The organism is Halomicrobium sp. HM KBTZ05 (assembly GCF_041530035.1).
In the GTDB taxonomy this organism is placed as follows: domain Archaea; phylum Halobacteriota; class Halobacteria; order Halobacteriales; family Haloarculaceae; genus Halomicrobium.
In genome coordinates, this window is the sequence record NZ_CP168057.1 from 2383752 (window position 1) to 2410468 (window position 26717).

The window sequence follows — 26717 nt, forward strand, 5'->3', positions numbered from 1 at the left end:
GAGAGGGTTTTCGGTGTCGCCACTCCGGCCTAGCCGAACGCTATCGAGTAGAGACACCAAAACCAACGAACTGCTCACTCCTCATACTACCGGCTGTACATCTGTGAACGATTTCGCCACCCCGGGGTGGCGAAGATCCTCACGAAGTGACAGCCGGCAGTATCACACTGGCCCAGTTAGAGAGGGGGGGGGGCTACTTCAGCTTCGACAGTCGTCGTTCGGTCGTCCGGGCATCGAACGGCTCACCCACAGTCTTACGGTGCCCTGCCGGGAGGCCACAGTATGGGCGTCATCTGTGAATTCGAGTTGCACTCGGCGGCGCTCCCGCTCTGTGGCGTCGCGGCGGCGGTCGAGACGACACTGACGGTCGACAACACCGTCCTGGGGACGGACGGAGAGCCGGCGCTGGTGTTCTCGACGACCGGCGTCGACCCGGACGACATCGAGACCGCCCTCACAACGGCAGACTCCGTCGTCGACTTCGTCGCCATCGAGTCGGCCCTCGTCGAGTCGCGGTACCGGGTCGCACTGGATACGGCACACGTCGGGATCTACGGCGAACTCGTCGATCGCCAGACGTATCCAAGCGGTGCGCTCGTGACCCAGCACGGGTGGCAAGTCAGCGCCCACTTTGCGGACAGGAACGCGCTCGAAGCGTTCAGTGATACCTGTCGTGAGGCCGGAATCGACTTCCAACCACGGCGGCTCTTCGAGGCCGAGGGAGGTGCCGAGAGCTACGGGCTGACCGAACCACAGCGGGAGGCACTGCGGGTGGCCTATCGCATGGGCTACTTCGAGGTACCCCGCGAGACCGACCTCGCGACACTCGCGGACGAACTCGACACGACGACGTCTGCACTCTCGGAACGGCTTCGCCGCGGCCACGAGCAACTCGTCGCCGAGACGATCGCGAGCGTCGAGTAGCCCCTTATAAAAAGCAGGAACTATCCTGCAAACTGTTACTGCCGACACCCACCTACTCCGACACGTAACGAGCCGACGAACCACACCGTGGCCCGATCCGAACGGAGTGATCCCCAATGACCATTCACCAGCAACCTCACGTCACCGATCGCGAAGCACACTTCACCGGCGGTGGTATCGCGTCACTGGCCGGCGCAGCCTTCCTCATCAGAGACGGGAATATGCCCGGCGAGAACATCCACATCTACGAGAAACTGGACGTCGTCGGCGGGGCGATGGACGGCGCGGGCGACCCCGACGAAGGATACGTCATCCGTGGCGGCAGGATGTTCAACTTCCCCGCCTACGAGTGTACGTGGGACCTGTTCCGGACCATTCCGTCTCTCGAAGATCCCTCTCGCTCGGTCAAAGCCGAGATGAACGAGTTCAACGAGATCCACGAGTCCTACGCCGAGACGCGTCTGATGGACGGAGCGACGCGGATCGACGCCTCGAACTACGGTCTCACCGGGCGACACCGGCGCTCGCTGCTCCGACTGCTGTTGACCTCCGAAGAGCGACTCGGCGACACGCGGATCGAAGAGTGGTTCGACGACGACTTCTTCGAGACGAACTTCTGGTACGTCTGGGCGACGATCTTCGCCTTCCAGCCCTGGCACAGCGTCGCCGAGGTCCGGCGGTACATGTACCGGTTCCTCCACGAGTTCCCCCGGCTCCACACGATGGAGGGCATCGACCGGACCAAGTACAACCAGTACGACTCGATGATCCTCCCGCTGCGACGCTGGCTCGAAAACCGGGGTGTCTCCTTCGAGTACGGCCACGAGGTGACCGACATGGACATCGTCACCTCGCGGGCGGGCCGGACGGTCACGCAGATCCACTGTGAGACCGACAGCGGGACCGAGACGATCCCGGTCGAGCCGACCGATCTGGTGTTCGTGACCAACGGCTCGATGACCGACGGGACGTCGCTCGGCGGGATGGACGAGGCTCCGGAACTGAACGAAACCGGCGCGTCCTGGGAGCTGTGGAAGTCCATCGCAGACGGGAATCCGCAGTTCGGGAATCCGTCGGTGTTCGCGGACAACGTCACGGAGACGAAGTGGGAGTCGTTCACCGTCACGCTGCACAACACCGACCTGTTCGACCACATCGTGGATTTCACGGACGAAGACCCCGGCAACGGGCTCGTGACCTACCTCGGGTCGAACTGGCTGCTCTCGACGGTCGTCGCCGCTCAGCCCCACTTCGCGAACCAGCCAGACGACGTGAAGATCTTCTGGGGGTACGCGCTGTTCCCCGACCGGGAGGGGAACTACGTGGAGAAGCCGATGTCCGAGTGTACCGGCCGAGAGATCCTCCAGGAGCTGTGTTACCACCTGGAGTGTGAGGATCGACTGCCGGAGCTGTTGGAGGGCGTCGAGTGCATTCCCGCGATGATGCCGTTCATCACGGCACACTTCCAGCCCCGCGAGCCCGGCGACCGACCGGCGGTCGTCCCGGACGGGTCGAACAACCTCGCCTTCCTCGGCCAGTACGCCGAGGTCGACAGAGACGTCGTGTTCACCGTCGAGTACTCCGTCCGGTCGGCGATGGTGGCGGTCTACGAGCTGCTTGACCTCGACGAGACGGTCCCGCCGGTGAGCAAGCACTACCGCGAGCCCAGTGTCCTGGCCGACGCCGTCGGTGCGGCTTACCGCTGACACCGTCGGCGAGACCGTTTCCAGGGCCGCGGTCGGTAGTCTCACTCCCCGAGAGCGTCGTTCGACCGCTGGAGCGTCATCTCGACCCGTGTGCCACAGCCCGTATCGACGATCGACAGCGTCCCGTCGGACCGCTGGACGGACCAGTTCAGGACCCACAGCCCGACGCCGGAGCCGTGATTGAGCACCGTCTCTTCGCCCTCGGTGAGGAAGGCGATCTCGTTGTCCGGAATCCCCTCGCCGTCGTCTTCGATACAGAGTGTCACCGTGTCCGGAGCCACCTGTGACGTGATCCCGACGTGCAGCGGCGTCGGATTGTGCTCGATCGCGTTCTCGACCGCGTTGGCGACGGCAGCCTCGAAGCGCTCGATCACGTCGACGTGGACATCGTCGACCGCGACCTCGATCGTCACGTCCGTCGTGTCGTTCCTGTAGGGATCGATAGCCGTCGTGACCAGCCTCTCCAGTGAGACGACCGTCGAGTCCGGGTCGCTGTCGACGATCTGCTGGATCTCTCTGGTCTTCTCGGCGTGTCCGAGCAGCCGCTCGGTCGCGCCGATCGCGGTCTGGACACTCTCTTCGACCGTCTCGTCGTCGGTCCGGTGTCCGACGCGGTCCATGTGGCCACGGGCGACGAGGAGCTCGTTCCGGATGTTGTGTCGGAAGACGCGAGAGAACACCTGGTTGAGCATCCGCAGCTCCTGCTCGCGCTGTCTGAGGGTCTCCTCTCGCTGTTTGACCGGCGTGATGTCACGTAACACCAGCACCGCCTCCGAGCCACCGTCACGGATCCGCTCGCACGTCACCGAGAACTGCCGACACTGGCCGTCGTGAGTGAGTTCGAACGCCACGTCGCTGCTGCCCCGACGGTAGTACTCGACGAGCGAGGGATAGTCGGCGAACAGCTCCTCGATGGGGAAGCCGGCGACGTCGTCTGGCGTCCCGAACAGCCGCTTGCCGGCGGGGTTGACGTCGATTACGAGGCCGTTCTCGTCGACGGCGACGACGGGGTCGGGGATCGTCTCGACGACGGTCCGGCGGCTCACGGGGACCATCATGAACAGCTGGTAGCGAAAGAGCGACACGCCCCAGAGCCCGGCCGTGACGAGAAAGGCGAGCGGCGTCAGGTCGACGTAGAGTGGGATCGCGTCGATCGTCCGAAAGAGGTGCGTCTGTAACGCGCCGGGAAAGCCGATCGCCCACCCCGTCAACACCAGCAACAGGTGCTTTCGGTGGGCTCCGTGAGCCGTCTGTAGCTCCCGGAGGAGGAGTCCGACGGGCAGGATGACCAGCGCGACGGCGAACCCAATGTGGACGATGTACCAGGGACCGAGCGCCAGCTCGCTGATTCCGGCGGGATTCGCGGGGGTCTCTGGCGCTAACACGAGGTGGTGTAACGGGTTCGTCGCCGTCAGGACGATCGTGAGCGCAGGGATCACCGCGAGGACGGCTCCGGCGATCCACGACAGGTCGACCCGGTCGCGTTCGATGTACTCTCGGACGAACAGCGGCCAGCCGAAGACGACGAGGAGCTGGAAAAAGTGGCGGACGGTGGTGTTTATCCACACCGGCAACAGCTGCGTCGGCCACGTGATCAGCGCGAGCATGACTGACCATCCGGCCATCCCCACGAGACAGAGCACCAGCCCGTTCGCACCGGGCCGGTCCCGCCGTCGAACGGTGTAGACGGCCAGCCCGACGATCGGCACAGCACAGATGAGCATGAAGAAGCTCATCGACTGTGCTGGGCTGGTCATACTACCGTGGTAGGTAAGGGCACAGATAAACTCGGTCCCTACGTATCCAGACCTGATACTGGCGCGCTCGGGAGGGGTGACCGTTCGGCGGCGGCGCGAGACAGATCGGCCGTCGAACCGCGGGGTTGTGATACTGCCGGCTGTCACTTCGTGAGGATCTTCCACCCGCTGCCGTCTTCGAAAAATGTCGATCCCCGCCGTCGGCATGATAGACCATCCAGAACAGGCCCGAAACGTTCAACAGTGGCTCTACCGATCAATCGGTATGGCTCGTACGTACAGTATGGATCGGCGGGCGTACATGAAGACTGTCGGGGCTCTCGGGGCCACGACAGCGATCGCCGGCTGTTCGAGTAGCGAAGAGGACACGGAAACGATCGTCCCCGGGACGAACTCCGGGTTCCCGCCGTTCGAGTACACCGAGGACGGCGAACTGGTCGGCTTCGACATCGAACTGGCCGAGACGGTCATCGACCGGGCCGGCTACGAGGTCGGCGAGTGGCAGGACATCGCCTTCGAGTCGCTGATCCCGTCGGTACTGGACGGCGACATCGACCTGATCGCCGCCGGCATGACGATCGGCCCGGATCGCCAGGAGCAGATCGCCTTCACCGACCCCTACTGGGAGTCCAGCCAGGCCGTCCTCGTCCAGGAAGGCGGCGAGTTCCAGCCGGCGTCTGTCGAGGAGCTCGAAGGCGTCCGCGTCGGTGCCCAGGGCGGCACCACGGGCGAGGGCGAGGCCGAGTCTCTCGTCGAGGACGGACTCGTCGCCGAAGACGACCTCCGGCGCTACGACAACTACACGCTGGCCGCCCAGGACCTCGAAAACGGCAACGTCGACGCCGTGATCGTCGACGAGCCCGTGGCAGGGAGCTTCGCGGGCGACCGTGCGGTCGCGATCGCGTTCGTCATCGACACCGGCGAGCAGTTCGGCATGGGGATGCGCCCCGACGACGAGCGCCTGAGCGATCTGAACGACGCGCTCGCGGAACTGCGCGACGACGGCACCTACGACGAGCTCGTCGGCGAGTGGTTCGAGTGAGATAGATGGCGGGGCTCGTGTGGCAAAGCAGCGATTGGCTCTTCGTCGCCAGCAACGCGGACTTCCTGCTGCTGGGAACGATCGTCACGGTGCTGTTGACGATCACCAGTCTCTCGCTTGGGTTCCTGGCCGGCTTCCCGATGGGAGCGATCGAGGTGTACGGGCCGGACTCGCTGCGGTCGGTGGTCGGCACCGTCGGCGTCGTCTTCCGTGGCACGCCGATCGTCGTGCTCGTCGTGTTGCTGTACTTCGGGCTCCCGATCCCACAGCTGGGTACCGTGCCGGCGCTCGACATCCAGGTGACGCCGTTTCTCGCGGCGACGCTGGCGCTGGGGCTCCGCAGCGGGGCCTACCAGAGCCAGGTGTTTCGGGGCGCGATCCAGTCGATCAGCGAGGGCCAGATGGAGGGGGCCCGCTCGATCGGTATGAGCAAGCTCCAGGCCATCCGCCACGTGATCTTCCCGCAGGCGATCCGGCGCTCGATTCCGGGCTTTCAAAACGAGTTCACGATCGTGCTGAAAGACACGAGCGTCGCCTTCGCGATCGGGCTGGCGGAGCTGCTGACCCGGGCCGAGAACCTCTATCTCCAGCCGGGCCGGGGCACCGCCGTGATGGAGGTCATCCTCACGATCACCGCGATCTACTTCGTGTTGACCGTCGCGACGAACCGGACGCTCGATCGACTACACGACCGCTACGCGATCCCAGGAGGCAACGAATGAGCCTACTTCGACTCGAAGACGTCGAGAAATCGTACGGGAACGAGGAGGTACTGCACGGCGTCGGGTTCGAGATGGACACACAGGACGTGGACGTGATCGTCGGCCCGAGCGGGTCGGGCAAGTCCACCCTGTTGCGCTGTGTCAACCGTCTCACCGAGATCGACGGCGGGTCGATCTTCCTCGACGGCGAGGACATCCACGCGATGGACGAGAACGACCTCCGGCGACGGGTCGGGATGGTGTTTCAGGACTTCAATCTCTTCGCGCACCGTACCGCGGTGGGCAACGTCACCCTGGGGCTGACCGAGGTGCTCGATCTCCCGAGCGCCGAGGCCCACCACCGCGCGATGGAGTACCTCGATCGCGTCGGGCTGGCCGAGCAGGCAGACTCCTACCCGGCGGAGCTGTCCGGCGGCCAGAAACAGCGGGTCGGGATCGCTCGCTCGCTGGCGATGGACCCCGAACTCATCCTGTTCGACGAGCCCACCAGCGCGCTGGACCCGGAGCTCATCGGCGAGGTGCTTGGCGTGATGAACGACCTGGCCGACGAGGGGATGACGATGCTGTGTGTCACCCACGAGATGGGCTTCGCCCGCTCTGCGGCCACCACGCTCACCTTCCTCGACGACGGGCAGATCGTCGAGCGGGGGCCGCCCGAACAGCTGTTCGACGACCCCGAACACGACCGCACACGCGAGTTCCTGGGCGATCTCACAGAGATCCACTGATGAGCACGGACCAGACCCAACCCGCCGCCGTCGGCGATCTGCCGGGCCGGCGACGCCTCGCCGTCGTGACCGTCGGCGTCGTCTTCTGGACGTGGCTGTCGCTGCGCTGGGCCTACCACAACACGGTCCTCGACGCCGTCGCGACGGCGCTTGGCTTCCCAGACCTGCTCCGCTCGGAGACGGCGGTGCTCGCTCGCGAGCCGTGGCTCCCGACGGCACCGTTCGAGAACGCCGCCGAGACCCTGACCGCCGTCGGTGCCGATCTGGGGCCGCTCAGACTCCTCGCGGAGTGGCTCGCCTGGCCGTTCGAACTGACGGCCTTCGCCATCGAGGGCGGGCCGGCGATGGCCGCCGGTGCCTTCATCACGGTGTACCTGACGCTCGCGTCGATGGTGCTGGGACTGGCGATCGCCGTCCCGCTCTCCGTCGCGCGGGTCTACGGCGGGCGGATCGTCGGCACCGTCTCGCTCGCGTACACGGAGCTCATCCGCGGGACGCCGCTGCTCGCCCAGCTGTTCTTGCTGTACTACGGGCTCCCCCTGGCAGCGGAGATCGAGGGGCTCGGGTTCGTCGGCGAGGGGGCCGTGCCACGGGCGGCCGTCTTCGTGGCGATCGTCGGCTTCACGATCAACTCCTCGGCCTACCAGGCCGAGTACATCCGGGGGGCGCTCCAGTCGGTCGACAGCGGACAGCTCGTGGCCGCCCGGTCGATCGGCCTCTCGAAGGCGGCGGGGATCCGCCACGTCGTCCTGCCACAGGGACTGCGCTACGCGATCCCCGGCTGGACCAACGAGTTCGTCTATCTCATCAAGTACTCCTCGCTGGCCGCGTTCATCACCGTGCCCGAACTGTTCCGGCAGGCTCGGATCATCGCCGCCGATAGCTTCCGGGTCACCGACACCTACGTCGTCGTGGCAGTGCTGTATCTCGCGCTGGTGTTGACGACCGCGCTGGCGATGGATCGACTCGAAGCGGCCGTCGCGATCCCCGGCCTCGGACCAGCCGACGAGCGGTGAGGGGGGCTGTCTCTCGCCACTCCGGGACGGCGACGGTCCCGCGACGGCTCCAATCGGTGTTTCGAGCATCCAAAAGTTAAGACAGTGAAGCGTGAACGACTGCACTATGGCAAGTAGTGCAGGAGACGGCGTCGAGGATCGGTTGCTCCGCGTCTGCGAGCAACTCCAGATACCGAAAGAGACGTTACAGATCACCCAGGTCCGCCTGGGACAGCTGCGCAACAAGCCCGAGATCGACGATGAGAACATCGACGACTTCCTGGCGGCGGCACTGGTCCTGTCGGCTCGCGAGGACGGGCTCCCGGTCGACGAGGACACGGTCGCGAGCGCGTGGTCAGAGCTGCTCGACGACCGGGAGATCACGATCACAGAGCAGCAACTCGACACCGCGAGCGTCTACCTCGACGTCGACGAGGTCCCGCCCAAGCCCCAGGCGCTCGCCGACCGCCTGGGCCTGGCCGTCGAGATGCCCGACTCGCTGGTCGACGTGGCACACCGGATCCTGCTCGACGCCTTCGAGCTGAATCCGGAGGTGATCGCGAACGGGCGCTCGCCGGGGGCGACCGCTGGGGGTGCGCTGTCGCTGGCGGCGCTGGTCAACGGCCACGACGCGGAGGACGTACAGAACGTCCTCAGCGGGGCCTCGAAGACCAGCCGCGTGGCGATCGAGAACCGCGCGGAGGCGCTCAAACGCCTGCTCGGCGATCGACTGCAAGACGAGCGCTACCAGATGAACGCCGAGACGGAGGGAGAGGTGGCCCAGCCGGTCGAAACGGCGACGGCCACCGACGGCGCTGGCGAAGCCGAGGAGCAGTCGGCTTCGGAGCCCGACGAGGTCGGCGAGCCCGAAACTCCGTCTGGGCCGACGGGGGGAGACACGGACGACGAGACTCCCGCTACGCCGACACCGGAAGACACGGACAGCGAGTCCGAGACCCCAGAGACAGAGGCGGAGCCCGAGGTAACCGTCCAGGCGGTCGAAGACGAGATCGACGCGCTGGTCGAGGAGCTCGGCGTCGACGCGCCGACGCGCCTGCTCGCTCGCGGGATGGTGGGCGACGCCGTCGGCGAGGTCGACGTGTCGAACGCGACCGAGCTGGCGGGGGCGACACTCGTCGCGGGGCTGCGGCTGAACGAGGCCGACACCGACGCTGGGGACGTGGCCGCCCGCCGGCCCGTCGAGGCCCGCGCCGTCGTGCAGACGCTGGGCGCGCTGGACGAGGCGATCGACGCGGACATCCCCAGCCCCAGCCCGGAGGAGATCGTCGCCGATCTCGTCGCCGAACTCGACCTCTCGGACGCCGTCGCCGAGGAGAGTCGGCGGACGCTCGAACGGTACGCGGCCGACGAACCGGACAGCGACTACACGGCCGCCGAGCTGGCCGCCGGCTCGGTCGTGTTCGCTGCGACGGTCAACGGGACACAGGTCGACGTAGAGCGACTGGGGGCGATCAGCGGAGCGACCCCCGCGTTCGTCACCGACGCGATGAACGACATCGTCGTCTCGCTGTGTCTGGGCCTCGTCGCCGGTGAGATCGACTACGAGGAGTGCTCGTGGACGACCGACCTGCTGGAGTCGGAGCTCTCGCCGGATCTGGGCGACTCCCGGACCGGCCGGGCCATCGCCGTCGCCAAGACCTACACGGCGGGCCGGGAAGGCCGCCACGTCGACGACGCGACGCTCGACGCGGTGCTTGGCACGGAGTAGCACTCGCAGTTTTCGCTGCTGATACTTCGGCCAGTACGTACATACCGCTCGTGGCAGACGGTGTAGCCAACAGCATGCCGTCTCATCGCATCCTCTGTGTCGATCCCGACGAGGACGCCCGCGAAGACACGGTCGAACAGCTCCGGACCGAGCTCACAGATTTCGATCCGGTCTTCGAGACCGCGGCAACCCTCGACGACGCGAAAGCAGTCGTCTCGACCGATCTGGCCGCCGTCGTCACGGAGTACGACCTGGCCGACGGAACGGGTCTGGAACTGGTCACCGCGGTCCGTGAGACTGCGCCCGACGCGGGGTGTATCCTCTACACCGACGCGGCTCCAGACACCATCGGCACCGACGAACTGCGCGGGACCATCACCGAGTACGTCGGCAAGGGCTCGGTGTTCGGGACCGAGCGCCTGGCCAAACTGCTCCAGACGACCGTGGAGGGCAAGGCACAGGCATCCTACCCGCTGCCACAGAACGAGCGCGAGCGGCTGGCGGCCCTCCAGTCGTACGATCTCGACGACCGGGCACTGCTTGACTCCCTGGACCGGATCACCGACCTGGCGGCCACGCACTTCTCGGTCGATCGCGCTTCGATCAACATCATCAGCGAGCACAGCCAGGACTTTCTGGCCTGCTACGGCGGGGCCAACGAGTGGGACACGATGGACCGGCAGGACTCTATCTGTACGTTCACGATCGTCGAAGACGACGACGTGCTCGCCGTCGAGGACGTGACCGAGGACCCGCGCTTCGAGTCCCGCAGCGACACGCTCCTGGACATGGGGATCCGGGCGTATCTGGGCGCGAACCTCGTGACCAGGAGCGGGCTCGTGATCGGGCCGCTGTGTATCTACGACGACGAACCGCGTTCGTTCTCGGCGGCCGACGAAGCGTACCTCCGCGATCTGGCGGCCGTCGCCATGGACGTGATCGAACTCCACGCTCGGCTGGACGACGGCGTCGAGACGGACGGAGGAGACCCATGAGCGGCGGCTACGAGTTCGGCGACGGCGTCCCGATCGAACCGATCGAGGCGGGTTCGACCGTGCTGGTCGCCGGGCCGGCGCTGAGCCGCGCCGAGGATCTCGTCCGCTCGATGGTCGCCGACGGGACGGAGACGGGCGACGGCATGCTGTTCGTCTCGACCAACCAGAGCTGCGAGAAGCTGCTCGACAGCTGCCGTCGACTCCACCCGTCGTTCGACACCGACCGGGCCGGCGTCATCGACTGTACCGGCCAGGACCTCGCAGAGTCACAGTTCGATCTCAGGGTCCGGTCGATCTCGACCCAGAGCGACCTCACCGGCATCGGGATGCGCTTCTCGGCGCTGTACGAGTCGCTGTACGCCGACGCCGTCGACGGCCGCGTCCGGACCGGGCTGGTCAGTCTCTCGTCGCTGTCGATGTACGTCGACATGCGGGCGCTGTTCCGGTTCGTCCAGACGCTCTCTGGTCGAATCGACAGCGCCGACGGACTGGGGCTGTTCTCGATCGATCCGACGACCCACGACACGAAGACGGTCAACACGATCAGTCAGGTGGCCGACGGGCGGATCGAAGTCCGGGAACCGGAGTCCAGCGACGCCGACGGCGAGGTGCACGTGCGCGGCCTGCGCGACCAGCCGGATGGCTGGCAGCCGTTCACGCTGCCGTAGTTACGGGACGTACCAGATGCCCCGGTCGCGGTCCAGCAGCGAGCCCACGAGGACGTGTGGGAGCGCGACGATACTGATGAAGACGCTCCAGAACGCGACTGCACCGGGGAGTGCGGCGGTCCCGGCGAGGGGGTTGGGGAACAGCCAGTAGACGACCGCGAGGACGGCGAACGTCGCCAGCGCACCGGCGATCAGGATGCCCCACGCGCGCAGCGCCACCGTCGACGCCGAGGTGCCCCCGACCAGGTCCCACTCGTCGTCTCCGACCGGTTCGGCCTCGACGGTCGCCGTCCGAGCGACCTGGCGGGCCGAGTACCAGAACGGGAAGTACAGACCGACCGCGACCAGCACGGGCACGACGGCGAAGTACGCGGCCAGCAGGACGGACTCGCCAGCGTCGATGAGCCAGGCGCGGCCGCCGCCCCGGACGTAGCCCAGTCCGACGTGCGTGCCCAGCGCGAGCGCGTAGCCGACGGCGATTGCCCGCCGTGTCAGGTCGAACTGGCCGCTGTAGGCCGCGAGCGCGCCGGGTTCGACGAGCCCGACCATCAGCGAGCTGAAGCTGTGGAACGTCGTCGGGTGGAAGACGATGGGGACGAGCATGACCGCACCGCCTCGAACGGCGACCGCGAGCGCACGCTGTGGACGGGTCCGCAGGTGCTCGGTGCCACTCGTCGCTGCCAGCACGTGGAGCCCGCCGAGCCCGCCTTTCGCCATCGCGACCACCAGGGCGAGCGCGAGCCCCGCGACCGGCGCGAGCAAGAAGAGTCCCACGAAGGCAGCGATCGCCAGCAGGTACGCTCCGACGTACCGCCACCGGACCGTCGGCCGTCGCCGCCGGAGGTTCTCGAAGTGCTCGTACCCGCCGTGTGGGAGGTTCAGCGCGACCATCCCGACGAGGTAGACGACCATCTGGGCCCGGAGCGGGACCTCGATCCCGGCGAGTGCGAGCCCGCCGAACCCGACGACCAAGACCAGCAGCGCGGCCCGCGAGAGTCCGAGCGACGGGTGTGTGTCCGCGTCCCGGTGCAGCCGCCACGGCGAGGAAGTCTCTGTCGGGCGCATCGTCGGACGCTAGCGTCGTTCGTGGAAAAAGTGGGATACCTAACTCCCAGTGTGTGAGAACGCGAGGTGCCCTCAAAACGACGGGATCACTAGCAGCGGGCATGCGAGATCCGCTCTCGGGCGATCCGACGGTGACGGTGATCGGCGGCGGGTTCGGCGGCCTCTCGGCGGCCGCGTACCTCGGACGGGCGGGCCTGGACGTCCGACTGCTCGAACGCCACGACCGGGTCGGGGGCCACGCCGGTGTGCTCGAACGCGACGGGTTCCGGTTCGACACGGGACCGTCCTGGTACCTGATGCCAGACGTGTTCGAGCGGTTCTTCGCTCACTTCGACCGCGAGCCGGGCGACTACTACGAACTGGAGCGACTCGATCCACAGTACCGGGTGTGCTGGAAGGACGGCGACAGCGTGACGGTCCCGCCCGACCGCGACCGCGTCGAGGCGATCTTCGAGTCCTACGAGACGGGGGCCGGCGAGGCACTCGCCGCGTACCTCGACGACGCCGAGCGCAACTACGAGCTGGCGATGGATCGCGTCGTCTACGAGGGCCGTGAGCGACTCCGAGAGTTCGTCGACACCGACCTGCTCCCGATGGCACCGCGCTATCGCCTGTTCGGGAACATGGATGACTACGTGAGCCGCTACGTCGAACACCCGAAGCTCCGCCAGCTCCTGGAGTACACCCTCGTCTTCCTCGGTGGCTCGCCGTACAACACCCCGGCGCTGTACTCGATCATGAGTCACGTCGACCTGAACCTGAACGTCTTCTACCCCGAGGGGGGTATCGCCGGTGTCGTCGACGCGCTGGCGGAGCTGGCCCGCGAGCACGGCGTCACCATCCGGACCGGCGTCGAGGTCCAGCACGTCGGCGGCGCGGTCGGTCAGTTCGAACTGGCGACCGACAACGGCCTCGTCGAGAGCGATCTCGTCGTCAGCAACGCCAACCCGGCCGACACCGAACGAGCGCTGCTCGACGACCGGGACCGCGCACACGAGCCCGGATACTGGGACGACCAGACCTACGCGCCGTCGGCGTTCATGCTGTATCTCGGAGTCGAGGGCGACGTGGACCCGCTCGAACACCACACGCTCGTCTTGCCGACGGACTGGTCGGACCACTTCGAGGCGATCTTCGACGAGCCGCGCTGGCCCGACGATCCGGCCTACTACCTCTCGGTGACATCGAAGACCGACGACACCGTCGCCCCCGACGGCCACCACGCGGTCGTCGCGCTCGTCCCGATCGCTCCGGGCCTCGACGACGGTCCGGACGTACGCGAGCGGTACCGCGAGCAGGTCCTCACGGATCTGGCCGAACACACCGGCGTGGATCTCCGCGACCGGATCGTCTCGGAGACGACGGCCTGCGTCAGCGAGTTCGCCGAGCGCTACGGCGACCCCGACGGGACGGCGCTGGGTCTCGCACACACCCTGTTCCAGACCGGCCCCTTCCGACCGAGTCACCGCGGTCCGCTGGAGGGCTTCTACTACACCGGGGCCTACACGACCCCGGGGATCGGGATGCCGATGTGTCTCATCAGCGGCGAACACACCGCCTCCGCGATCTTCGAGGACTATCCGGCCCTCGGCGACGCCGAGGCCCTCGCGTCGATCGAGTGACGCTGCGGCGTCGCCAGAGGAACCGACTTGTCGACGGCGCACCTACGGCAGGTATGGACGGACGCGAAGCGAAGCGGTCGACCGTCGACGACAGCGTCGAAGTCCGCGACGTACCGGCCGCCGGCTGGTACCAGATACGGAACCCGATCCGATTCGGCCTGACGTACTACGTCTTCGAACTGTGTAAACACCTGCCGCCGATCGTCAAGAACCCGGTCTATCGAGCCTTCGGCGTCGAGATCGGGGCGGACTCCGTGCTCGCGCCGGCCGTCGTCGTCGACCCGTTCTTTCCGGAGCAGATCACGATCGGCGAGGGGTCGCTGATCGGCTGGGGCACGAAACTGCTCACCCACGAGGGCTACACCGACGAGTGGCACGTCGGGCCCGTCGAGATCGGCGACGACGTGACCCTGGGTCACGGCTCCTCGACGCGGCCGGGCGTGACGATCGGCGACGGTGCGACGGTCGCCGCCCACTCGTTCGTCAACCGCGACGTAGCGCCGGGCGAGCGCGTCGGTGGGGTCCCGATCGAGCCGCTATCCAGCGACGAGTGACGCTCTCGCCACCATTATAACCGTCTCCCGAGAACCACGACCAATGAGCGAGGAGACCCCGATCGATCGCGCCCGCGAGAACGCCACCGGGATCGTCTCCATGCTGGTGACCGGGATCTGGATGTTCGGTCTGTTCACCGGCCAGGAGTGGTGGCTCCCGGCGCTGATCGTCGGATACGCCGTGTTCATTCCACTGACCGCGACCCTGTTCGGCGACGAAGACGAGCGCGAAGCGTGGACCGGTGACTTGACCGACAGTTCGTCGAGCGAGACGACGGACGAGCGAACGCGAGCGGCGGAAAGTGACGACGAGACGGCCCTGGAGGCGCTTCGCCGTCGCTACGCCGAAGGCGAACTCACCGACGAGCAGTTCGAGCGCAAGCTCGACCGGCTGCTTGAGACCGAGACGCTCGAAGACGTCGAAGAGCACCGCGAACGGGCAAGCCAGGAGCGCGAGCGAGAACTGGAGTAGCCTCTGCCCCCAAGTCGTTCGCCCGTAGCTTTAGGCCGGCGGCGGGCGTCCCTTCGACGATGTCGCCACCACGGGTGTCGCGGTGGTCGCGGCGGTTCGTCGGGGCAGGCGCGGCCGCTTTCGTCGCCTGGGCAGTCCTCGCACCGATCGGTGTCGGACGACGGCTGGCGGTCCTCCTGTTGCTGTACGGCTTCGTCTTGCACACCGTCTTCGGGAAGTCCTACGCGCTGATCCCGTCGTACTTCGACCGGACGCTGGCGACGCCGCGAGCGCCGGCCGCCCAGTTTCCCCTGTCCGTCGTCGGCGTCGTCGCGCTGGCAGCCGGAACACGGCCGGGCGTCCCCGGCGTCGTGTCGACAGTCGGCGCGGTGGCGTGGTTCGCCGGTGTCCTCGTCTGGCTCGGCGCACTCGGGTGGACCGTCCGGGACAACCGCTCGGGCGCAGCGACCGCCACCGGCGACCACCAGTCCGACCGGCGACCGATCGATCGCGTCAGCAACGCGGCCGTCCCGCTCGTCGCTGGCTATCTGTCGGTCGGGAGCTACGCGCTGTTCGCGGGTGCGGTCGGGCTCCCAGCGCCGCTTGGCGGTGTCCCGGCGCGGATCTCTCACCTGCTGGGGGCGGGCGGGGCGGCGCTGCTGGTGCTTGCCGTCGGCTTCCGGCTGTTCCCGCGGTTTCTGGTCGCACACCCCCCGCGTGCGCTCGTGTTCGTCGTTCTCGGTGCCGGCAGCGTCGGCCCCGCACTCCTCGCGGTGGGGCTGGACGGCGGGCCGCTCCTGGTGGCCGGCGCTGTCGTCGAAGCGGTCGCGATCCTCGGCTTCGCGCTCGCCTACGGACTGCTGTACCGCCGCTCCGACCGCACGCGGGTCGGGCTGCGGGCCGTCCTCGCGGGCGTCGCCGCGGGCGTCGTCACGGTCGGTCTGGCGACGCACCTCGTCTTCGCCGGGCGAGCCCCCGCCGTGGTGACCCTGCACTATCAGTTCGCGCTCGTGGGCTTTCTGGGCCTGACGATCGTCGGTGCGGCCATGCAGTTCTACCCTCCGTCGGTGGGCGTCTGGCCGGGCTCGAACGATCGGACGGCGCTGGCCAGCGTCTCGCTTCTCGCCGTCGGACTGCTGTGCCAGCTCGCGGGGCTGGTCGTGCCGGGCGCGACCGCGGTCGGACAGCTGGCCGTGCTCGGGGGGGCAGTCGGCTACGCCTACCTGCTCGCGAGTGCGTTCGTCGCCCGCGGGTGAAGAGCAGCGAAAAGGCTCTACGCCAGTACGTCGTCGAGCAGCTTGGTCTGGGCGGCCGCGAGGTGCTCGGCCAGCGTCGAGACGGAGATGTCGAGCGCCTCGGCGACCTCACCGGCGTTCGCGCCTTTCGGATAGTCGAAGTATCCCATCTCGTGGGCGGTCTCCAGCACTTCGCGCTGTCGATCGGTCAACTGTCCCCGGTCGACGACGACGGCGTCTCCCAGCGTCCCCTCGCCGTGCTGGTGGAGCGAGCGCAGGGCCACGTCGCCGAACACGTCCCGGAGTTCCTCGACGACTGCACGCACCTGGGCCGCGTCGTCGACGTGGGCCGTGGCGATGACCTGCCCGTCCTCGGCCTGGATGTCGCTGACCGCACAGTCGAACGTCTCGACGGCGTCACAGAAACAGTCCTGGTCGGGATCGCGCCGGAAGCGATAGCGCGCCTCCGATCCGTTCTCGAAGAGCGGTTCGACGGACTCGCCCACGTCGGTCCCGGCCGGCGCGGAGAACTCTTCGACGACTGCGTCGCCGCCGGTCGAACGCGTGACGTTCGTGACCGGCCCGTCGACTCGCTCGGACACGTCGGCGACGGGGCAGGCCTCGGGCGAGTCGATCGCCAGCTCGACGCGAAGTCCCTCGGACATAGCCGCTACTTGGCGCTCCCACAGTAAAACGGGAAACGCGTGTTCTCAGTCTGTGGGAACGCGTTCCTCGTGGGTCGCGGGCAGCGGGCCGTCGTACTCGTCGGGCACGAACGAGCACAGCGGATCGCTGCCCATCGGATCGCCGGTCGCCGCGTACGCCCGCGAGCGGCTCCCGCCACAGACCCCGCGGTAGGGGCAGGCACCACACTTTCCTTCCAGGGCACTGTCGTCCCGGAGGCGCTGAAACAGCGCCGAGTCCCGATAGAGGTCGACGACGCTCTCCGAGCGGACGTTGCCGGCCGACTCCGGGAGGAACCCCGAGGGGTACATCTCGCCGGTGTGACTGACGAAGGCAAAGCCCTGCCCCGCGCGGATGCCGGTGCGACGCTGGAGCCCGTCGTTCTCTCCCGAGTCACCGTCGCGCTCTCGATCGATAGTCACCCGCCGATAGTGGGGTGCTTCCGTCGTCTTGAGGCCGAACGGCTCCGCTTCGGAGACCTCGTGGAGCCACTCCATCACCCGCTCGGCCCGGTCGGGACTGATCTGGGTCAGCACCCGGCCCCGACCGACCGGGACGAGGAAGAACACCGACCACATGACCGCACCGAGGTCGGCCACGAGTTCCCGGATCGCCGGCAGCTGGTCGACCGTCTCGGCACACACCGTCGTGTTGATCTGCAAGGGGAGCCCGGTCTCGCGGGCGGCCTCGGCGGCCGCGAGCGTCGCCTCGAAGCTCCCGGACTCGCCGCGGAAGGCGTCGTGGGAGTCGGCGTCGCCCCCGTCCAGAGAGAGAGCCATCCGGCGGAGCCCGGCGTCCTGCAGGGATTCGATGCGCTCCGGAGTCAGCGACTCGGTGCCGCTGGGGGTCAGTGTCATCCCCAGTCCCTGCTGGGTACCGTACGCGACGAGTTCGGTCACGTCGTCGCGCACGAGCGGGTCGCCCCCCGAGAGCACGACCAGCTGGCCGTCGCCGAAGTCGGCGGCCTGATCGAGCAACCGCTTGCCCTCGGCGGTCGTGAGCTCGTCGGGGTGGCGCTCGGGCTGGGCGTCGGCTCGGCAGTGCTTGCAGGTCAGACCACAGGCCTGGGTCAGCTCCCAGATCAGCACCAGCGGCCGTTCCTCGACGTCGACGCCCCTCATTGCACCTGGACGCGGACCACGTGGCCGCCACAGCCACACTGTTCGACGTAGTCGTAGGTCACGTCCTCGCGCGCTTCGAGGGCGTCGTAGAGGTACGTCTCCGGGTGGCCGTGCTCGCCGTGCGTGACGAGGTTGACGTGGTTGCCCGAGGCGGTGTGTTCGATCGCGTCGATCGCCTGGGCCACGACGAGGTCGCGGTCGTCGCCGTGTTCTGGCTGTTCGAGGTTCACCGACCAGGAGTTCTCGTGGACGTGGTCGGTCACGGGCTCGACGTCGTCGTGTGAGACGCTCATGTGAACAGCTTGGAGCGCCACGACCGACTGTCCCGTCCCGAACATGTGAGGGGAACTTTCCAGGGGGCGAGAACCGGACTACGAGAGTTCCGCTTCGAGCCAGTCGAACTGCGCGTTCAACTCGGAACTGCGCTGGCGCTTGACGACGGTCGCGTCCAGCACCTGGCCGACGATCGGCAGGTCGACGGCCTCGAACGTCGTCGTCGCCGAGATCGTCGTGCCGTCGTCGGTCTCTTCGAGGTGGTAGGCCGTGTGCATGTCCTCGAAGATCCCCTCTTCCTGTTCGTAGGCGAGCACGGCGTCGTCGTCCGCGACGATGCCGGCGATGAGTTCGACGTCGAACAGCCCCACGCGGTTCTGGATCCGGATGGTCTCGCCCTCCACGCGGACGGCGTCGAACCCGGCGGCGCTCATGAACGACTCCGTCTCTTCGACCAGCGGGAGGACCGCCTCGGGTGCGGCCGGCAGGTCCCGTGTCACCGTGACTTCTTCCATGGGTGCTGGCGCGTCGCCCGTCCGCTTAAGCCTTCTGCGGTCGCTGTGCGACAGCGCGGCGCTCTCCCCAAGAGTTTTGCACGCCACGGCCGTTGCCGAACATGTTCGGGACAGGGGCCGTCGCCCCGGACGAACATATTCGCACACATGCCACGAGCCGAACTGACGCTGACGATTCCAGAGGAGGTCTGGATCGGTTCACTCTCTCGGTCGTATCCGGACGCGGAGTTTCGCATCCTGGCGGCGGTCCCCGGCGAGGAGTCGGGCGTCGGGCTCACGGAGATCACCGCCGACGAGCTGGTCGCCATCCTGGGCGAGATGGACGAGACCGAGGCCGTCACCAGCCTGGAGATCCTCCAGCGCTGGGAGGACACGGCGCTGGTCCAGTTCGAGACCAGCGACCCGCTCCTGTTGTTCCCGGTCCAGGGCTCCGGAATCCCCCTGGAGATGCCGTTCAGGCTCAGCGACGGCGAGGCCCGCTGGGAGATCACCGCGCCACAGGAGCGACTGTCCGCACTTGGCCAGCAACTCGAAGAGTTCGGCATTCCGTTCCACGTCGAGCGGGTCAGCCAGCACGTCGAGACCGAGCAGTTGCTCACGGGGAGCCAACTGGAGTTGATCCAGGCCGCCGTCGAGAACGGCTACTACGACACGCCGCGGGACTGCTCGCTGACCGAACTCGCCTCGGAGGTCGGCATCGCCAAGTCGACCTGCAGCGAGACGCTCCACCGCGCCGAGGAGAAGATCGTCAAGGAGTTCGTCGAGGAACTGGGCTGATCTCTCTGGACTGAACGCGGTCACTCCGTCAGCCCGTCCAGCAGGTACGTCGCCAGCCCCTTGTCCAGCGGGTCGTTGGCGTTGCCACAGTGGGGCGACTGCACGCAGGCCGGGCAGCCGTCGGCACAGTCACAGGACCGCAGCATCGAGAGCGTCGTCGCCAGCAGCCCCTCGATGTCGTCGTAGGCGCTCCGGACGATGCCGACGCCGCCGGGGTGGCCGTCGTACACGAAGATCGTCGGCTCGTCGGTGTGGGGATGGAGCGGCGTCGAGAGCCCGCCGACGTCACGGCGATCACAGAGGTACTCGAAGGGGAGCATCGAGATCGTGGCGTGTTCGGCGGCGTGGATGCCGCCGGGGAAGTCGCCGGGATCGTCGGGCGCTGGCGGACGGTCGCGGCCGCTGTCGGTCGCCGGGACCGCCTCGCCCAGCATCGCTCGCTCCAGATCCGTGGGGACGGTGACGTACAGCGCCTTGGTCCTGAGAGTGGTCTCGGGGAGATCGAGGCTGCGCCGGCCGATCACCTCGCCGTTCTGGCCGTCGCGGCGCTCGTAGCCGGTGATCTGCTTGCGTACGGTCACGTCCGCGAAGCGCACGGGCACGTCGGGCCTGGCGTCGAGCGTGTCCGCCCGCAGGTCGGCCTCGACGGTGATCTCTTTGTCGTGGCGCACCCGCGTGAAGTAGTCCGCCCACGTCCGGTCGAGTTCGGCGATACCGTGATCGAGGTCGAGGTCGGTCACCTCGTAGGTCGTCCCCTGGTGGTGGTAGATCGCGCCGGGGTGTGCGTCTCGCAGCGCGTCGCCGAGGGGCAGCGTCGCGATCGTGTCCGCCCCGTGGCGCAACTGGATCGACTGGTCGTCGACGGTCCGGAGATTCGTCTCGTGCTGTGGGCTGCCCTCGCCGCTGTACACCCAGCGGGTCCCCGCCTCGGTCGTCCGGCGCGTGAGGCGGCCGTCCCGCTCCAGATCGGCCACCAGCGCGGGAAACGTCTCGCCGAAGTACCGGTCGTCGTCGGGTTTCAGCCACGTCTCTCGGGCGGCCGAACAGGCGTGTGCGGGCATGAGCTGTTCGTTCTCCGGGTTCGTCACCGCCCGCTCGGGCGGGTGCTCGAACAGCGTGTCCGGGTTGTCGACGACGTACTGGTCGAGCTGGTCCTCCCCACCGACCAGCACGACGAGGGCGGGATCGCGCCCGCGTCCGGCCCGCCCCGCCTGCTGGAAGGTTTGCATCCGGGTGCCGGGGTAGCCATCGAGCACGACGGCGTCGAGACCGCCCACGTCGACGCCGAGTTCCAGCGCGTTCGTGCTCCAGACGCCACGCAGCGCGCCGGACTTGAGCTCTCGCTCCAGCCGACGGCGACGGTCGTCGGTCAGCGCGGCCTGGTACGCACCGACGGCGTCCGCGAGGTCGTGGGCTCCCCGGTCGCGCAGTGCCTCGGCGCTGTCCGCCGCGTAACGCTCTGCGGTCTGGCGCGAGCCGGTGAACACCACCGTCTGGAGGCCCCGCTGGACCAGATCGACGAACAGCCGTTTGGTCTCGACGTGACTGGACTTCCGGCGGCCAGTTCCCCAGCCGTCGCCGCTGTACTCGGGCGGGTTCCACACCAGCCAGTGGCGAGGGCCGCTGGCGCTGGCGTCGTCGTCGACGAGTCGGTACGAGGACGGGGCGGTGCCAGTCACCGTGGCGGCGTGTTCGACGGGATTGCCGATCGTCGCCGAGCAACAGAGCCACTCCGGATCGGCGTCGAACCGCGCTGCGACGCGCTGGAGGCGTCGAAACACGAGCGCGACGTGGCTGCCGAACACGCCTCGGTAGCTGTGGACCTCGTCGACCACGACGGTATCGAGCCGCTGGAAGAACCACTTCCAGAGGCGGTGTGCGTGGGGCAAGATGCCGTAGTGGAGCATGTCCGGCGTCGTCAGGAGGACGGTGGGCTGGCGCTCGCGGATCTGCTCTTTCTCGGTCTGGGACTGGCGGCCGGTGTACTGGGCGACCGACACGCCGGAGGCAAAGCCCAGTCGCTCCGCCAGCGCCGAGAGCGTCTCCGTCTGGTCGTTGATCAGCGCGACCTGCGGGGCGACGTAGAGTGTCGTCCGGCGATCTTCGAGGGCGCGCTCGACGGCCGGGACCGTGTAGGCGAGACTCTTGCCGCTTGCCGTCGCGGTCGAAAGCACCACGTTGTCGCCGTCACGGACGGCCTCGACGGCCTCGGCCTGGTGGGCGTAGAGCTGTTCGATGCCGTCCTCGGCCAGCGCGTCGGCCAGCCGGTCGTGTACGTCGAGGTCGGCGACGGTCGCGTCTCGTCCCGGCACCGTCCGCTGGTCGACGATCTGCCCCTCGTAGAAGGGTCGTTCGCGGAGCCACGCGATAGTCTCGTCCACGACCGCTCAGTGGGTCGCCGTCGTCTTCGGGCTGTCGTTTCCCGCGCCGATCAGTTCCCGAACAGCCGCTGGAGCAGCCCGCGCTCGGTCGCTCGCTCGGCGAGCAACACCGAGCAGTCCACGTCCGACAGCACGTCGAGGTGCAGCGAGTCGCTCCCGATCCGCGAGAGGAGTCCGTCTCTGGTCGCCCCGATGATGATGAGGCCGTGTTCCGGTGCGGCCCGCGCGATGGCACCCTCGACGTCGCCGCTGTCGTCGACGATGCGGGCTGCCGATTCGAGGTCGTTGTTCTTGGCCCACTGGGCGAGGAAGTCCTCGTTTTCCGTTCGCTGGCCCGGCCCGTCTGCGACCCGCAGCAGCGAGATCGCCGAGCCGACGGTCTGGCGGAGCGCACTGGCGACCTCGCCGCTCAGCACGGAGTGTTCGTTGCCGGCGACCGGGATCAGGATCTCCTCGGGATCGAACCCACGGTCGGCCAGCACCAGGAAGTCCGCCGGAAGCGAACTCGTCAGTTCGTCGAGCGGGCGTTCGGCCCGGCCGGCCTTCCAGAGCGCGTCCTCGTCCCAGCCCATCACGACCGTGTCCGCGCCCTTCCGGTCTGCGAGCTGGAACACCTCCTCGATGGAGCGATGCGAGACGATCGTCGAGGTCTCTGAGTCGACTTCGTAGCTCGACGCGATCTCGCGGACGCGCTCCATCTGTGCGTCGGATTCGGCGACGATCTGGTCGGTCTGGTCGCCGCCGTACCCGCCCGCCAGCCGGTCTGGCAGGCGGACGATGTGGACGAACTCCACGTAGGCCGCCTCCTTGCCGGCGGCGTACGAACACGCGAGCTCGGCGAGGGTCCCCTCGGTCCGCGGGTTCGAGATCGGGACCAAGATCCGCTCGGAGCCAGCACCGTGTCCGGCCGCTCGCTCGCTCGTGTCGATCAGGGGCACGTACGACCGGCCGACGAGACCGCCGAAGATCCACTCCCGCCAGGAGAGCTGTCGGTTGGCACCGTCGAAGCGAGCCGACTCCAGGCGCTCCTCGGTCGTCTGGAAGTAGTTGACGACGGTGACCAGCAGGATGCCACCGACGGTGTTGCCGAGCAACACGGGGAGCACGAACTCGACCATCCCGACGACGATCCCGAGGTCCCCGACCAACACCAGATACACCATCTCGGTGAAGGAGACCACGACGTGGTAGAGCCCGCCCAGCGGGATCGCGAGGAACGCCAGGTAGACGACGGCGATCCGCGAGATCGTGTCCCGAGAGGCGTACTCGACCCAGACGACCCCGGCGACGATCAGGCCGGCGAACGCGGCTTTCACGAACAGTTCGCCTTGGCTCGCCTTGATGCCTTTTTCGGCGATCGAGAACGCCGCGGCCGTCCCGTCGGCCGACAGCACGCCGCCCCAGGCCAGCGCCATCGCGCCGATCGCGCCGCCGGTGAAGTTGCCGGCGAGCACGACGACCCAGTTGCGCAGGAGCGCCGGAACGCTGGCGATGCGTTCCAGCGTCAGCGCGACTGGCGGCAGCGTGTTCTCCGTGTACAGCTGGTAGCCGCCGATGATGATGTAGATGAACCCCAGCGGGTACAGGAGCTTGCTCAGGATCGGATCGCCGCCGGTCGAGGCCGTCAGCGACACCAGCATCAGGAACGTGATCGTGATCGCGAACCCGGCCGCGAGACCGCTGAAGTACAGCTCGCGACTGCCCGACGTGATCTCCTCGTCGGCCGCGGCGACGATGCGCTGGAACACCTCGTCGGTCGAGAACCGGTCGCGAACGACCCGCCCCACTGCCGGAGCCCCACTGCGAGACCGTTCGACGGCCTCTCTCACGCTCTCCTCGGGATCTGGTGGATCCTGCTCGTCCATCGTCGTGCTTCTCTGCCGGCCCGGAGGAAAGGGTTTGGTTTCCGGCGTGACGCCAGTGCTTTTGTGCGAGGGACCGTCGCCCTCGACATGGACAAGCAGACGCTCCGCCAGCGCGTGTGGGACGACCTCGAAGAGAGCGGCGACGCTCGGTTTCCGTTCCCGCCCCACGGTCGCATCCCGAACTTCGCCGACGCGGACGCCGCGGCCGACCGGCTGGCCGAGACGGCGGTCTGGGACGCCGCCGACGCCGTAAAGGCCAACCCCGACGCCCCGCAGCTCCCGGTCCGGCGGGCGGCGATGCGGGCCGGAAAGACCGTCTACATGGCCGTTCCGCGCTTGCGCGACGAGGAGTGCTTTCTCCGCCTCGATCCGGCGGCAGTCGACGACATCGACGACGCCACGACCGTCAGCGGCTCCAGCGAGGCGGGCGTGCAGGTCGGCCCCGACCAGATGCCCGAGATCGACCTGATCGTCTCCGGGAGCGTCGCCGTCAGCGAACGCGGCGCGCGGATCGGCAAGGGCGAGGGGTACAGCGACCTCGAATACGCCCTCCTCCGCGAACTCGATCTGGTCGACGACGAGACGCCCGTGGCGACGACGGTCCACGAGCGCCAGCTCCGAGACCACGACCTCGTCGACGAACACGACGTGGCGATGGACCTGGTGGTGACGCCCGAACGGACCATCGAGACGGCGACGCCGTACGACCGCCCGGACGGCATCGACTGGGCGGCCCTCGACGAGGACCGCATCGAGGAGATGCCGGTGCTCGAAGCCCGCCGTCCCTGACCGCGCTACACCAGCAACACGGGCCGCTCACACGCCTTGACGACCTGTGTCGTCACGGTGCCGAGCGTGCGGTCGTGGTCCCGGCCCTGATAGCCCATGACGACGAGGTCGGCCTCGATCTCGTCGGCGTAGCTCCGGATCTCCCGGCTCGGCTCGCCGTGGCAGTTGTGCAGCTGGGTACTGATGCCGCGGTCGCGAGCGCGCTGGGCCAGGCGCTTCAACAGCGCGGTGCCGTCGTCCTCGCGCTGGCCGACGACGAGTTCGGTCGTCGACAGCGCCGGTTCGCCGATCGTCCCGGTGTCGACGACGTGCAACAGGGCGAGTGAGCTGTCCGCTCGGTCGGCCAGCGCCACCGCATTGTCGAACGCTCGGTCGGCGTGGTCGCTCCCGTCGGTCGGAACGAGGATCGTCTCGTACATACGTCGTGGTACGGCAACACTAGTCAAGACGGTTGTTACCATCCCAGTTCCCGATAGCCACACCATACGTGTCGGGAACGCAGCCAGAACGGGGCAGCTACACCACCACCGACGACGGCACCGGTTTCGGCCTCAAGATCGTCTCCGAGATCGCCGAGGCCCACGGGGGGTGCGTCACCATCACCGACAGCGACGACGGCGGTGCGCGCTTCGAGATCCGCGACCTGACGGTCGCCTAACGTCGCAGTCTCTCACTGCTCGACAGCGTCGGCGGCGTCACGGAACAGTCCGTCGAGGTTCTCGGGCAGGGTCGGGTGGTAGGAGCGATCTGGGAGTTCGCGAACGTCCAGCCCCATCTCGACGACGATCTGCATCGTCTTCGCGAAGCTGTCGGCGTGATAGTGTAGGCCCTGCCAGCCGAGCACGGTGCCGTCGGTGCGGTCGACGACGAGCTTCGCGAGCCCCTCCGGGACGTACTTGGACTTGAAGACGCCGTCGTCGCTCGCCTGCCGGGTCGCGACGGCGATGTCGTGGCCCGCCTCGCTGGCGGTCTGCTCGTTGTGACCGACGCGGGCGAACGGATAGACGCCGAGCCCGGAGAAGATCACGTGGTGGTGGACGTTCTCGTAGGGCTGGGGCGTGTTCCCGGCTTCCTGTCGGCGGATGTTCTCTGCGGCGGTAAACCCCTGCTCCTTGGCGACGTGGAGGATCGGCTCCTTGCCGTTGACGTCGCCGACGGCGTACACGTGGTCGTGGGCTGTCGTCTGCATCGTCTCGCGGACCCACTCGCCCTCGACGGCGATCTCCGTGTTGTCCAGTCCGAGCCCCTCGACGGTCGGGCGGCGGCCGGTGAAGCAAAACAGCTGGTCGGCCTCGTAGGTCTCCCGAGTGGGACCGTCGGCCCCGTCGTCCTCGAACTCGACGGTGAGCCGGACGCCGCCGTCGTCGGTCGCTTCGAGACGCCGCTCGTGGCAGTTAGTCGGAATCTCCAGGTCCCAGTGGTCCCGGTACAGCTCCAGGGCGGCGTCGCCGAACTCGGGGTCGGCCTCGTCGATCGGTCGGTCGTCGTGCTCGACGACGGTCAGCTCCATCCCGCCGGCCTCGGCGAGGTACGGGACCATCTCCATGCCGATGTAGCCAAAGCCCATCACGATCCCGGAGTCGGGGAAGTCGGTGGCGTCCAGCACGTCGGCGCTGGTCATGAAATCGACCTCGTCGATCCCCGGAACGTCGGGGACGTTGACGCTGGAGCCGGTGGCGACGACCACGTAGTCGGCGTCGAACTCCTCGCCGCCCGCGCGGACGGTGTGGGGATCGACGAACCGGGCGGTGTCGTGGACGAAGCGCACGTCGTCGCGCTCGGCCAGCTCCTCGATGCCGGCGCGGCGGTGGCCCGCCCACCCGAGGGTGTGGTCGTCCTTGCGCTCGACGGTCCGTTCGAGGTTCACTTCGGGCACGTCGCCGACCAGTCGGTCGTCGTGACGTGCCTGGAAGCGGTGGGCACCCGCCGAGAGGACTTCCTTCGAGGGCATACAGCCCCGCAGGATACAGAGTCCGCCGCCGGGCTCGCCGTCGTCGATCAGCGTCAGTTCGATACCCTGTTCCTCTGCCAGCTCGCCAGCGACGGCGGCTCCGGCGCTGCCGTAGGCTCCGATGATGACGACGTGGGTCATACCGTCACTAAACGGACGCCCACCCAA

General features: G+C 67.7%; 25 protein-coding genes and 1 pseudogene. 16 read left to right on the plus strand and 10 right to left on the minus strand.

Annotation, left to right across the window (positions count from 1 at the left end; genetic code table 11):
* Positions 1-282 precede the first annotated feature (282 nt).
* Together ACAH01_RS12390 and ACAH01_RS12395 are read left to right on the plus strand one after the other, a co-directional pair.
* Complete coding sequence (locus tag ACAH01_RS12390) at positions 283-924, plus strand: helix-turn-helix domain-containing protein (protein ID WP_372479388.1); 642 nt, start codon at positions 283-285, stop codon at positions 922-924.
* A 116-nt stretch (positions 925-1040) separates the two neighbouring features.
* Complete coding sequence (locus tag ACAH01_RS12395; RefSeq protein WP_372479389.1) at positions 1041-2630, plus strand: oleate hydratase; 1590 nt, start codon at positions 1041-1043, stop codon at positions 2628-2630.
* Positions 2631-2671: 41 nt separating this feature from the next.
* Here ACAH01_RS12395 and ACAH01_RS12400 read toward each other — a convergent pair whose 3' ends face one another.
* On the minus strand, positions 2672-4387 hold the full coding sequence (locus ACAH01_RS12400) for a histidine kinase N-terminal 7TM domain-containing protein (protein ID WP_372479390.1): 1716 nt from the start codon (positions 4385-4387) through the stop codon (positions 2672-2674).
* Positions 4388-4652: 265 nt separating this feature from the next.
* On the opposite strand from ACAH01_RS12400, the gene ACAH01_RS12405 reads away from it, so the two are divergent.
* The 7 genes from ACAH01_RS12405 (at position 4653) to ACAH01_RS12435 (ending at position 11266) form a co-directional block, all read left to right on the plus strand.
* Complete coding sequence (locus ACAH01_RS12405; RefSeq protein ID WP_372479391.1) at positions 4653-5429, plus strand: basic amino acid ABC transporter substrate-binding protein; 777 nt, start codon at positions 4653-4655, stop codon at positions 5427-5429.
* A 5-nt stretch (positions 5430-5434) separates the two neighbouring features.
* The gene (locus ACAH01_RS12410) at positions 5435-6151 is read left to right on the plus strand and encodes an amino acid ABC transporter permease (protein WP_372479392.1); all 717 of its coding nucleotides are present in this window, start codon (positions 5435-5437) and stop codon (positions 6149-6151) included.
* Positions 6148-6879, plus strand: a complete 732-nt coding sequence (locus tag ACAH01_RS12415) for an amino acid ABC transporter ATP-binding protein (protein WP_372479393.1) — start codon at positions 6148-6150, stop codon at positions 6877-6879. Before ACAH01_RS12410 ends, ACAH01_RS12415 begins: the two co-directional genes overlap by 4 nt.
* Positions 6879-7895 carry an amino acid ABC transporter permease gene (locus ACAH01_RS12420; protein WP_372479394.1) on the plus strand — a complete coding sequence of 339 codons (1017 nt, stop codon included), beginning with the start codon at positions 6879-6881 and terminating at the stop codon, positions 7893-7895. Before ACAH01_RS12415 ends, ACAH01_RS12420 begins: the two co-directional genes overlap by 1 nt.
* Positions 7896-8001: 106 nt before the next feature.
* Entirely contained in the window at positions 8002-9603 is a 1602-nt protein-coding gene (locus tag ACAH01_RS12425; RefSeq protein ID WP_372479395.1) for a hypothetical protein, read from the plus strand.
* 74 nt (positions 9604-9677) lie between these two features.
* The gene (locus ACAH01_RS12430) at positions 9678-10598 is read left to right on the plus strand and encodes a GAF domain-containing protein (protein WP_372479396.1); all 921 of its coding nucleotides are present in this window, start codon (positions 9678-9680) and stop codon (positions 10596-10598) included.
* Positions 10595-11266 carry a hypothetical protein gene (locus tag ACAH01_RS12435; protein WP_372479397.1) on the plus strand — a complete coding sequence of 224 codons (672 nt, stop codon included), beginning with the start codon at positions 10595-10597 and terminating at the stop codon, positions 11264-11266. The genes ACAH01_RS12430 and ACAH01_RS12435 overlap by 4 nt, the downstream gene beginning before the upstream one ends.
* On the opposite strand, the gene ACAH01_RS12440 is transcribed toward ACAH01_RS12435, so the two are convergent.
* Complete coding sequence (locus tag ACAH01_RS12440; protein WP_372479399.1) at positions 11267-12331, minus strand: Brp/Blh family beta-carotene 15,15'-dioxygenase; 1065 nt, start codon at positions 12329-12331, stop codon at positions 11267-11269.
* A 101-nt stretch (positions 12332-12432) separates the two neighbouring features.
* On the opposite strand from ACAH01_RS12440, the gene ACAH01_RS12445 reads away from it, so the two are divergent.
* The 4 genes from ACAH01_RS12445 to ACAH01_RS12460 are packed head-to-tail and all read left to right on the plus strand — an operon-like array spanning position 12433 to position 16214.
* The gene (locus ACAH01_RS12445) at positions 12433-13953 is read left to right on the plus strand and encodes a phytoene desaturase family protein (protein WP_372479400.1); all 1521 of its coding nucleotides are present in this window, start codon (positions 12433-12435) and stop codon (positions 13951-13953) included.
* Between the two features lie 53 nt (positions 13954-14006).
* Entirely contained in the window at positions 14007-14507 is a 501-nt protein-coding gene (locus tag ACAH01_RS12450; RefSeq protein WP_208628648.1) for a DapH/DapD/GlmU-related protein, read from the plus strand.
* Between the two features lie 43 nt (positions 14508-14550).
* Positions 14551-14979, plus strand: coding sequence for an SHOCT domain-containing protein (locus ACAH01_RS12455; protein ID WP_372479401.1), 429 nt, complete (start codon positions 14551-14553; stop codon positions 14977-14979).
* A gap of 59 nt (positions 14980-15038) precedes the next feature.
* Entirely contained in the window at positions 15039-16214 is a 1176-nt protein-coding gene (locus ACAH01_RS12460; RefSeq protein ID WP_372479402.1) for a hypothetical protein, read from the plus strand.
* Between the two features lie 17 nt (positions 16215-16231).
* Here ACAH01_RS12460 and ACAH01_RS12465 read toward each other — a convergent pair whose 3' ends face one another.
* The 4 genes from ACAH01_RS12465 to ACAH01_RS12480 all read right to left on the minus strand — a co-directional run bounded on the left by ACAH01_RS12465 (position 16232) and on the right by ACAH01_RS12480 (position 18786).
* Complete coding sequence (locus tag ACAH01_RS12465; RefSeq protein WP_372479404.1) at positions 16232-16858, minus strand: helix-turn-helix domain-containing protein; 627 nt, start codon at positions 16856-16858, stop codon at positions 16232-16234.
* A gap of 45 nt (positions 16859-16903) precedes the next feature.
* On the minus strand, positions 16904-17998 hold the full coding sequence (locus tag ACAH01_RS12470; protein WP_372479405.1) for a radical SAM protein: 1095 nt from the start codon (positions 17996-17998) through the stop codon (positions 16904-16906).
* The gene (locus ACAH01_RS12475; protein ID WP_206039146.1) at positions 17995-18291 is read right to left on the minus strand and encodes a CGCGG family rSAM-modified RiPP protein; all 297 of its coding nucleotides are present in this window, start codon (positions 18289-18291) and stop codon (positions 17995-17997) included. Before ACAH01_RS12475 ends, ACAH01_RS12470 begins: the two co-directional genes overlap by 4 nt.
* A gap of 78 nt (positions 18292-18369) precedes the next feature.
* A complete protein-coding gene (locus ACAH01_RS12480) occupies positions 18370-18786 on the minus strand; it encodes an SRPBCC family protein (protein ID WP_208628653.1) in 417 nt (138 codons plus the stop codon).
* 147 nt (positions 18787-18933) lie between these two features.
* Between ACAH01_RS12480 and ACAH01_RS12485 the strand changes: the two genes are divergently transcribed.
* Positions 18934-19563: a helix-turn-helix domain-containing protein gene (locus tag ACAH01_RS12485; protein WP_170093735.1), complete on the plus strand. Its 630-nt coding sequence runs from the start codon at positions 18934-18936 to the stop codon at positions 19561-19563.
* A 20-nt stretch (positions 19564-19583) separates the two neighbouring features.
* Here the strand turns inward: ACAH01_RS12485 and ACAH01_RS12490 are convergent, their stop codons facing one another.
* Both ACAH01_RS12490 and ACAH01_RS12495 read right to left on the minus strand, forming a co-directional pair.
* Entirely contained in the window at positions 19584-21944 is a 2361-nt protein-coding gene (locus ACAH01_RS12490; protein WP_372479406.1) for a DEAD/DEAH box helicase, read from the minus strand.
* 50 nt (positions 21945-21994) lie between these two features.
* The gene (locus ACAH01_RS12495; protein WP_170093733.1) at positions 21995-23809 is read right to left on the minus strand and encodes a formate/nitrite transporter family protein; all 1815 of its coding nucleotides are present in this window, start codon (positions 23807-23809) and stop codon (positions 21995-21997) included.
* 87 nt (positions 23810-23896) lie between these two features.
* Here ACAH01_RS12495 and ACAH01_RS12500 point away from each other — a divergent pair, with 87 nt between their 5' ends.
* The gene (locus ACAH01_RS12500; RefSeq protein WP_372479407.1) at positions 23897-24598 is read left to right on the plus strand and encodes a 5-formyltetrahydrofolate cyclo-ligase; all 702 of its coding nucleotides are present in this window, start codon (positions 23897-23899) and stop codon (positions 24596-24598) included.
* A gap of 5 nt (positions 24599-24603) precedes the next feature.
* Here ACAH01_RS12500 and ACAH01_RS12505 read toward each other — a convergent pair whose 3' ends face one another.
* Positions 24604-25017 (minus strand): universal stress protein, encoded by a 414-nt coding sequence (locus ACAH01_RS12505; protein ID WP_153552613.1) that lies wholly within the window; start codon positions 25015-25017, stop codon positions 24604-24606.
* Positions 25018-25103: 86 nt separating this feature from the next.
* On the opposite strand from ACAH01_RS12505, the pseudogene ACAH01_RS12510 reads away from it, so the two are divergent.
* Positions 25104-25256, plus strand: a pseudogene (locus ACAH01_RS12510) (ATP-binding protein); the annotation flags it as partial.
* 12 nt (positions 25257-25268) lie between these two features.
* On the opposite strand, the gene ACAH01_RS12515 reads toward ACAH01_RS12510, so the two are convergent.
* Positions 25269-26690: an NAD(P)/FAD-dependent oxidoreductase gene (locus tag ACAH01_RS12515; protein WP_372479408.1), complete on the minus strand. Its 1422-nt coding sequence runs from the start codon at positions 26688-26690 to the stop codon at positions 25269-25271.
* Positions 26691-26717: the final 27 nt, after the last annotated feature.

Bases quoted from the DNA above. Each gene is read 5' to 3' on its own strand.
- ACAH01_RS12390 (WP_372479388.1), top strand. From the start codon at position 283: ATGGGCGTCATCTGTGAATTCGAGTTGCACTCGGCGGCGCTCCCGCTC.
- ACAH01_RS12395 (WP_372479389.1), top strand. From the start codon at position 1,041: ATGACCATTCACCAGCAACCTCACGTCACCGATCGCGAAGCACACTTC.
- ACAH01_RS12400 (WP_372479390.1), bottom strand. From the start codon at position 4,387: ATGACCAGCCCAGCACAGTCGATGAGCTTCTTCATGCTCATCTGTGCT.
- ACAH01_RS12405 (WP_372479391.1), top strand. From the start codon at position 4,653: ATGGCTCGTACGTACAGTATGGATCGGCGGGCGTACATGAAGACTGTC.
- ACAH01_RS12410 (WP_372479392.1), top strand. From the start codon at position 5,435: ATGGCGGGGCTCGTGTGGCAAAGCAGCGATTGGCTCTTCGTCGCCAGC.
- ACAH01_RS12415 (WP_372479393.1), top strand. From the start codon at position 6,148: ATGAGCCTACTTCGACTCGAAGACGTCGAGAAATCGTACGGGAACGAG.
- ACAH01_RS12420 (WP_372479394.1), top strand. From the start codon at position 6,879: ATGAGCACGGACCAGACCCAACCCGCCGCCGTCGGCGATCTGCCGGGC.
- ACAH01_RS12425 (WP_372479395.1), top strand. From the start codon at position 8,002: ATGGCAAGTAGTGCAGGAGACGGCGTCGAGGATCGGTTGCTCCGCGTC.
- ACAH01_RS12430 (WP_372479396.1), top strand. From the start codon at position 9,678: ATGCCGTCTCATCGCATCCTCTGTGTCGATCCCGACGAGGACGCCCGC.
- ACAH01_RS12435 (WP_372479397.1), top strand. From the start codon at position 10,595: ATGAGCGGCGGCTACGAGTTCGGCGACGGCGTCCCGATCGAACCGATC.
- ACAH01_RS12440 (WP_372479399.1), bottom strand. From the start codon at position 12,331: ATGCGCCCGACAGAGACTTCCTCGCCGTGGCGGCTGCACCGGGACGCG.
- ACAH01_RS12445 (WP_372479400.1), top strand. From the start codon at position 12,433: ATGCGAGATCCGCTCTCGGGCGATCCGACGGTGACGGTGATCGGCGGC.
- ACAH01_RS12450 (WP_208628648.1), top strand. From the start codon at position 14,007: ATGGACGGACGCGAAGCGAAGCGGTCGACCGTCGACGACAGCGTCGAA.
- ACAH01_RS12455 (WP_372479401.1), top strand. From the start codon at position 14,551: ATGAGCGAGGAGACCCCGATCGATCGCGCCCGCGAGAACGCCACCGGG.
- ACAH01_RS12460 (WP_372479402.1), top strand. From the start codon at position 15,039: ATGTCGCCACCACGGGTGTCGCGGTGGTCGCGGCGGTTCGTCGGGGCA.
- ACAH01_RS12465 (WP_372479404.1), bottom strand. From the start codon at position 16,858: ATGTCCGAGGGACTTCGCGTCGAGCTGGCGATCGACTCGCCCGAGGCC.
- ACAH01_RS12470 (WP_372479405.1), bottom strand. From the start codon at position 17,998: ATGAGGGGCGTCGACGTCGAGGAACGGCCGCTGGTGCTGATCTGGGAG.
- ACAH01_RS12475 (WP_206039146.1), bottom strand. From the start codon at position 18,291: ATGAGCGTCTCACACGACGACGTCGAGCCCGTGACCGACCACGTCCAC.
- ACAH01_RS12480 (WP_208628653.1), bottom strand. From the start codon at position 18,786: ATGGAAGAAGTCACGGTGACACGGGACCTGCCGGCCGCACCCGAGGCG.
- ACAH01_RS12485 (WP_170093735.1), top strand. From the start codon at position 18,934: ATGCCACGAGCCGAACTGACGCTGACGATTCCAGAGGAGGTCTGGATC.
- ACAH01_RS12495 (WP_170093733.1), bottom strand. From the start codon at position 23,809: ATGGACGAGCAGGATCCACCAGATCCCGAGGAGAGCGTGAGAGAGGCC.
- ACAH01_RS12500 (WP_372479407.1), top strand. From the start codon at position 23,897: ATGGACAAGCAGACGCTCCGCCAGCGCGTGTGGGACGACCTCGAAGAG.
- ACAH01_RS12505 (WP_153552613.1), bottom strand. From the start codon at position 25,017: ATGTACGAGACGATCCTCGTTCCGACCGACGGGAGCGACCACGCCGAC.
- ACAH01_RS12515 (WP_372479408.1), bottom strand. From the start codon at position 26,690: ATGACCCACGTCGTCATCATCGGAGCCTACGGCAGCGCCGGAGCCGCC.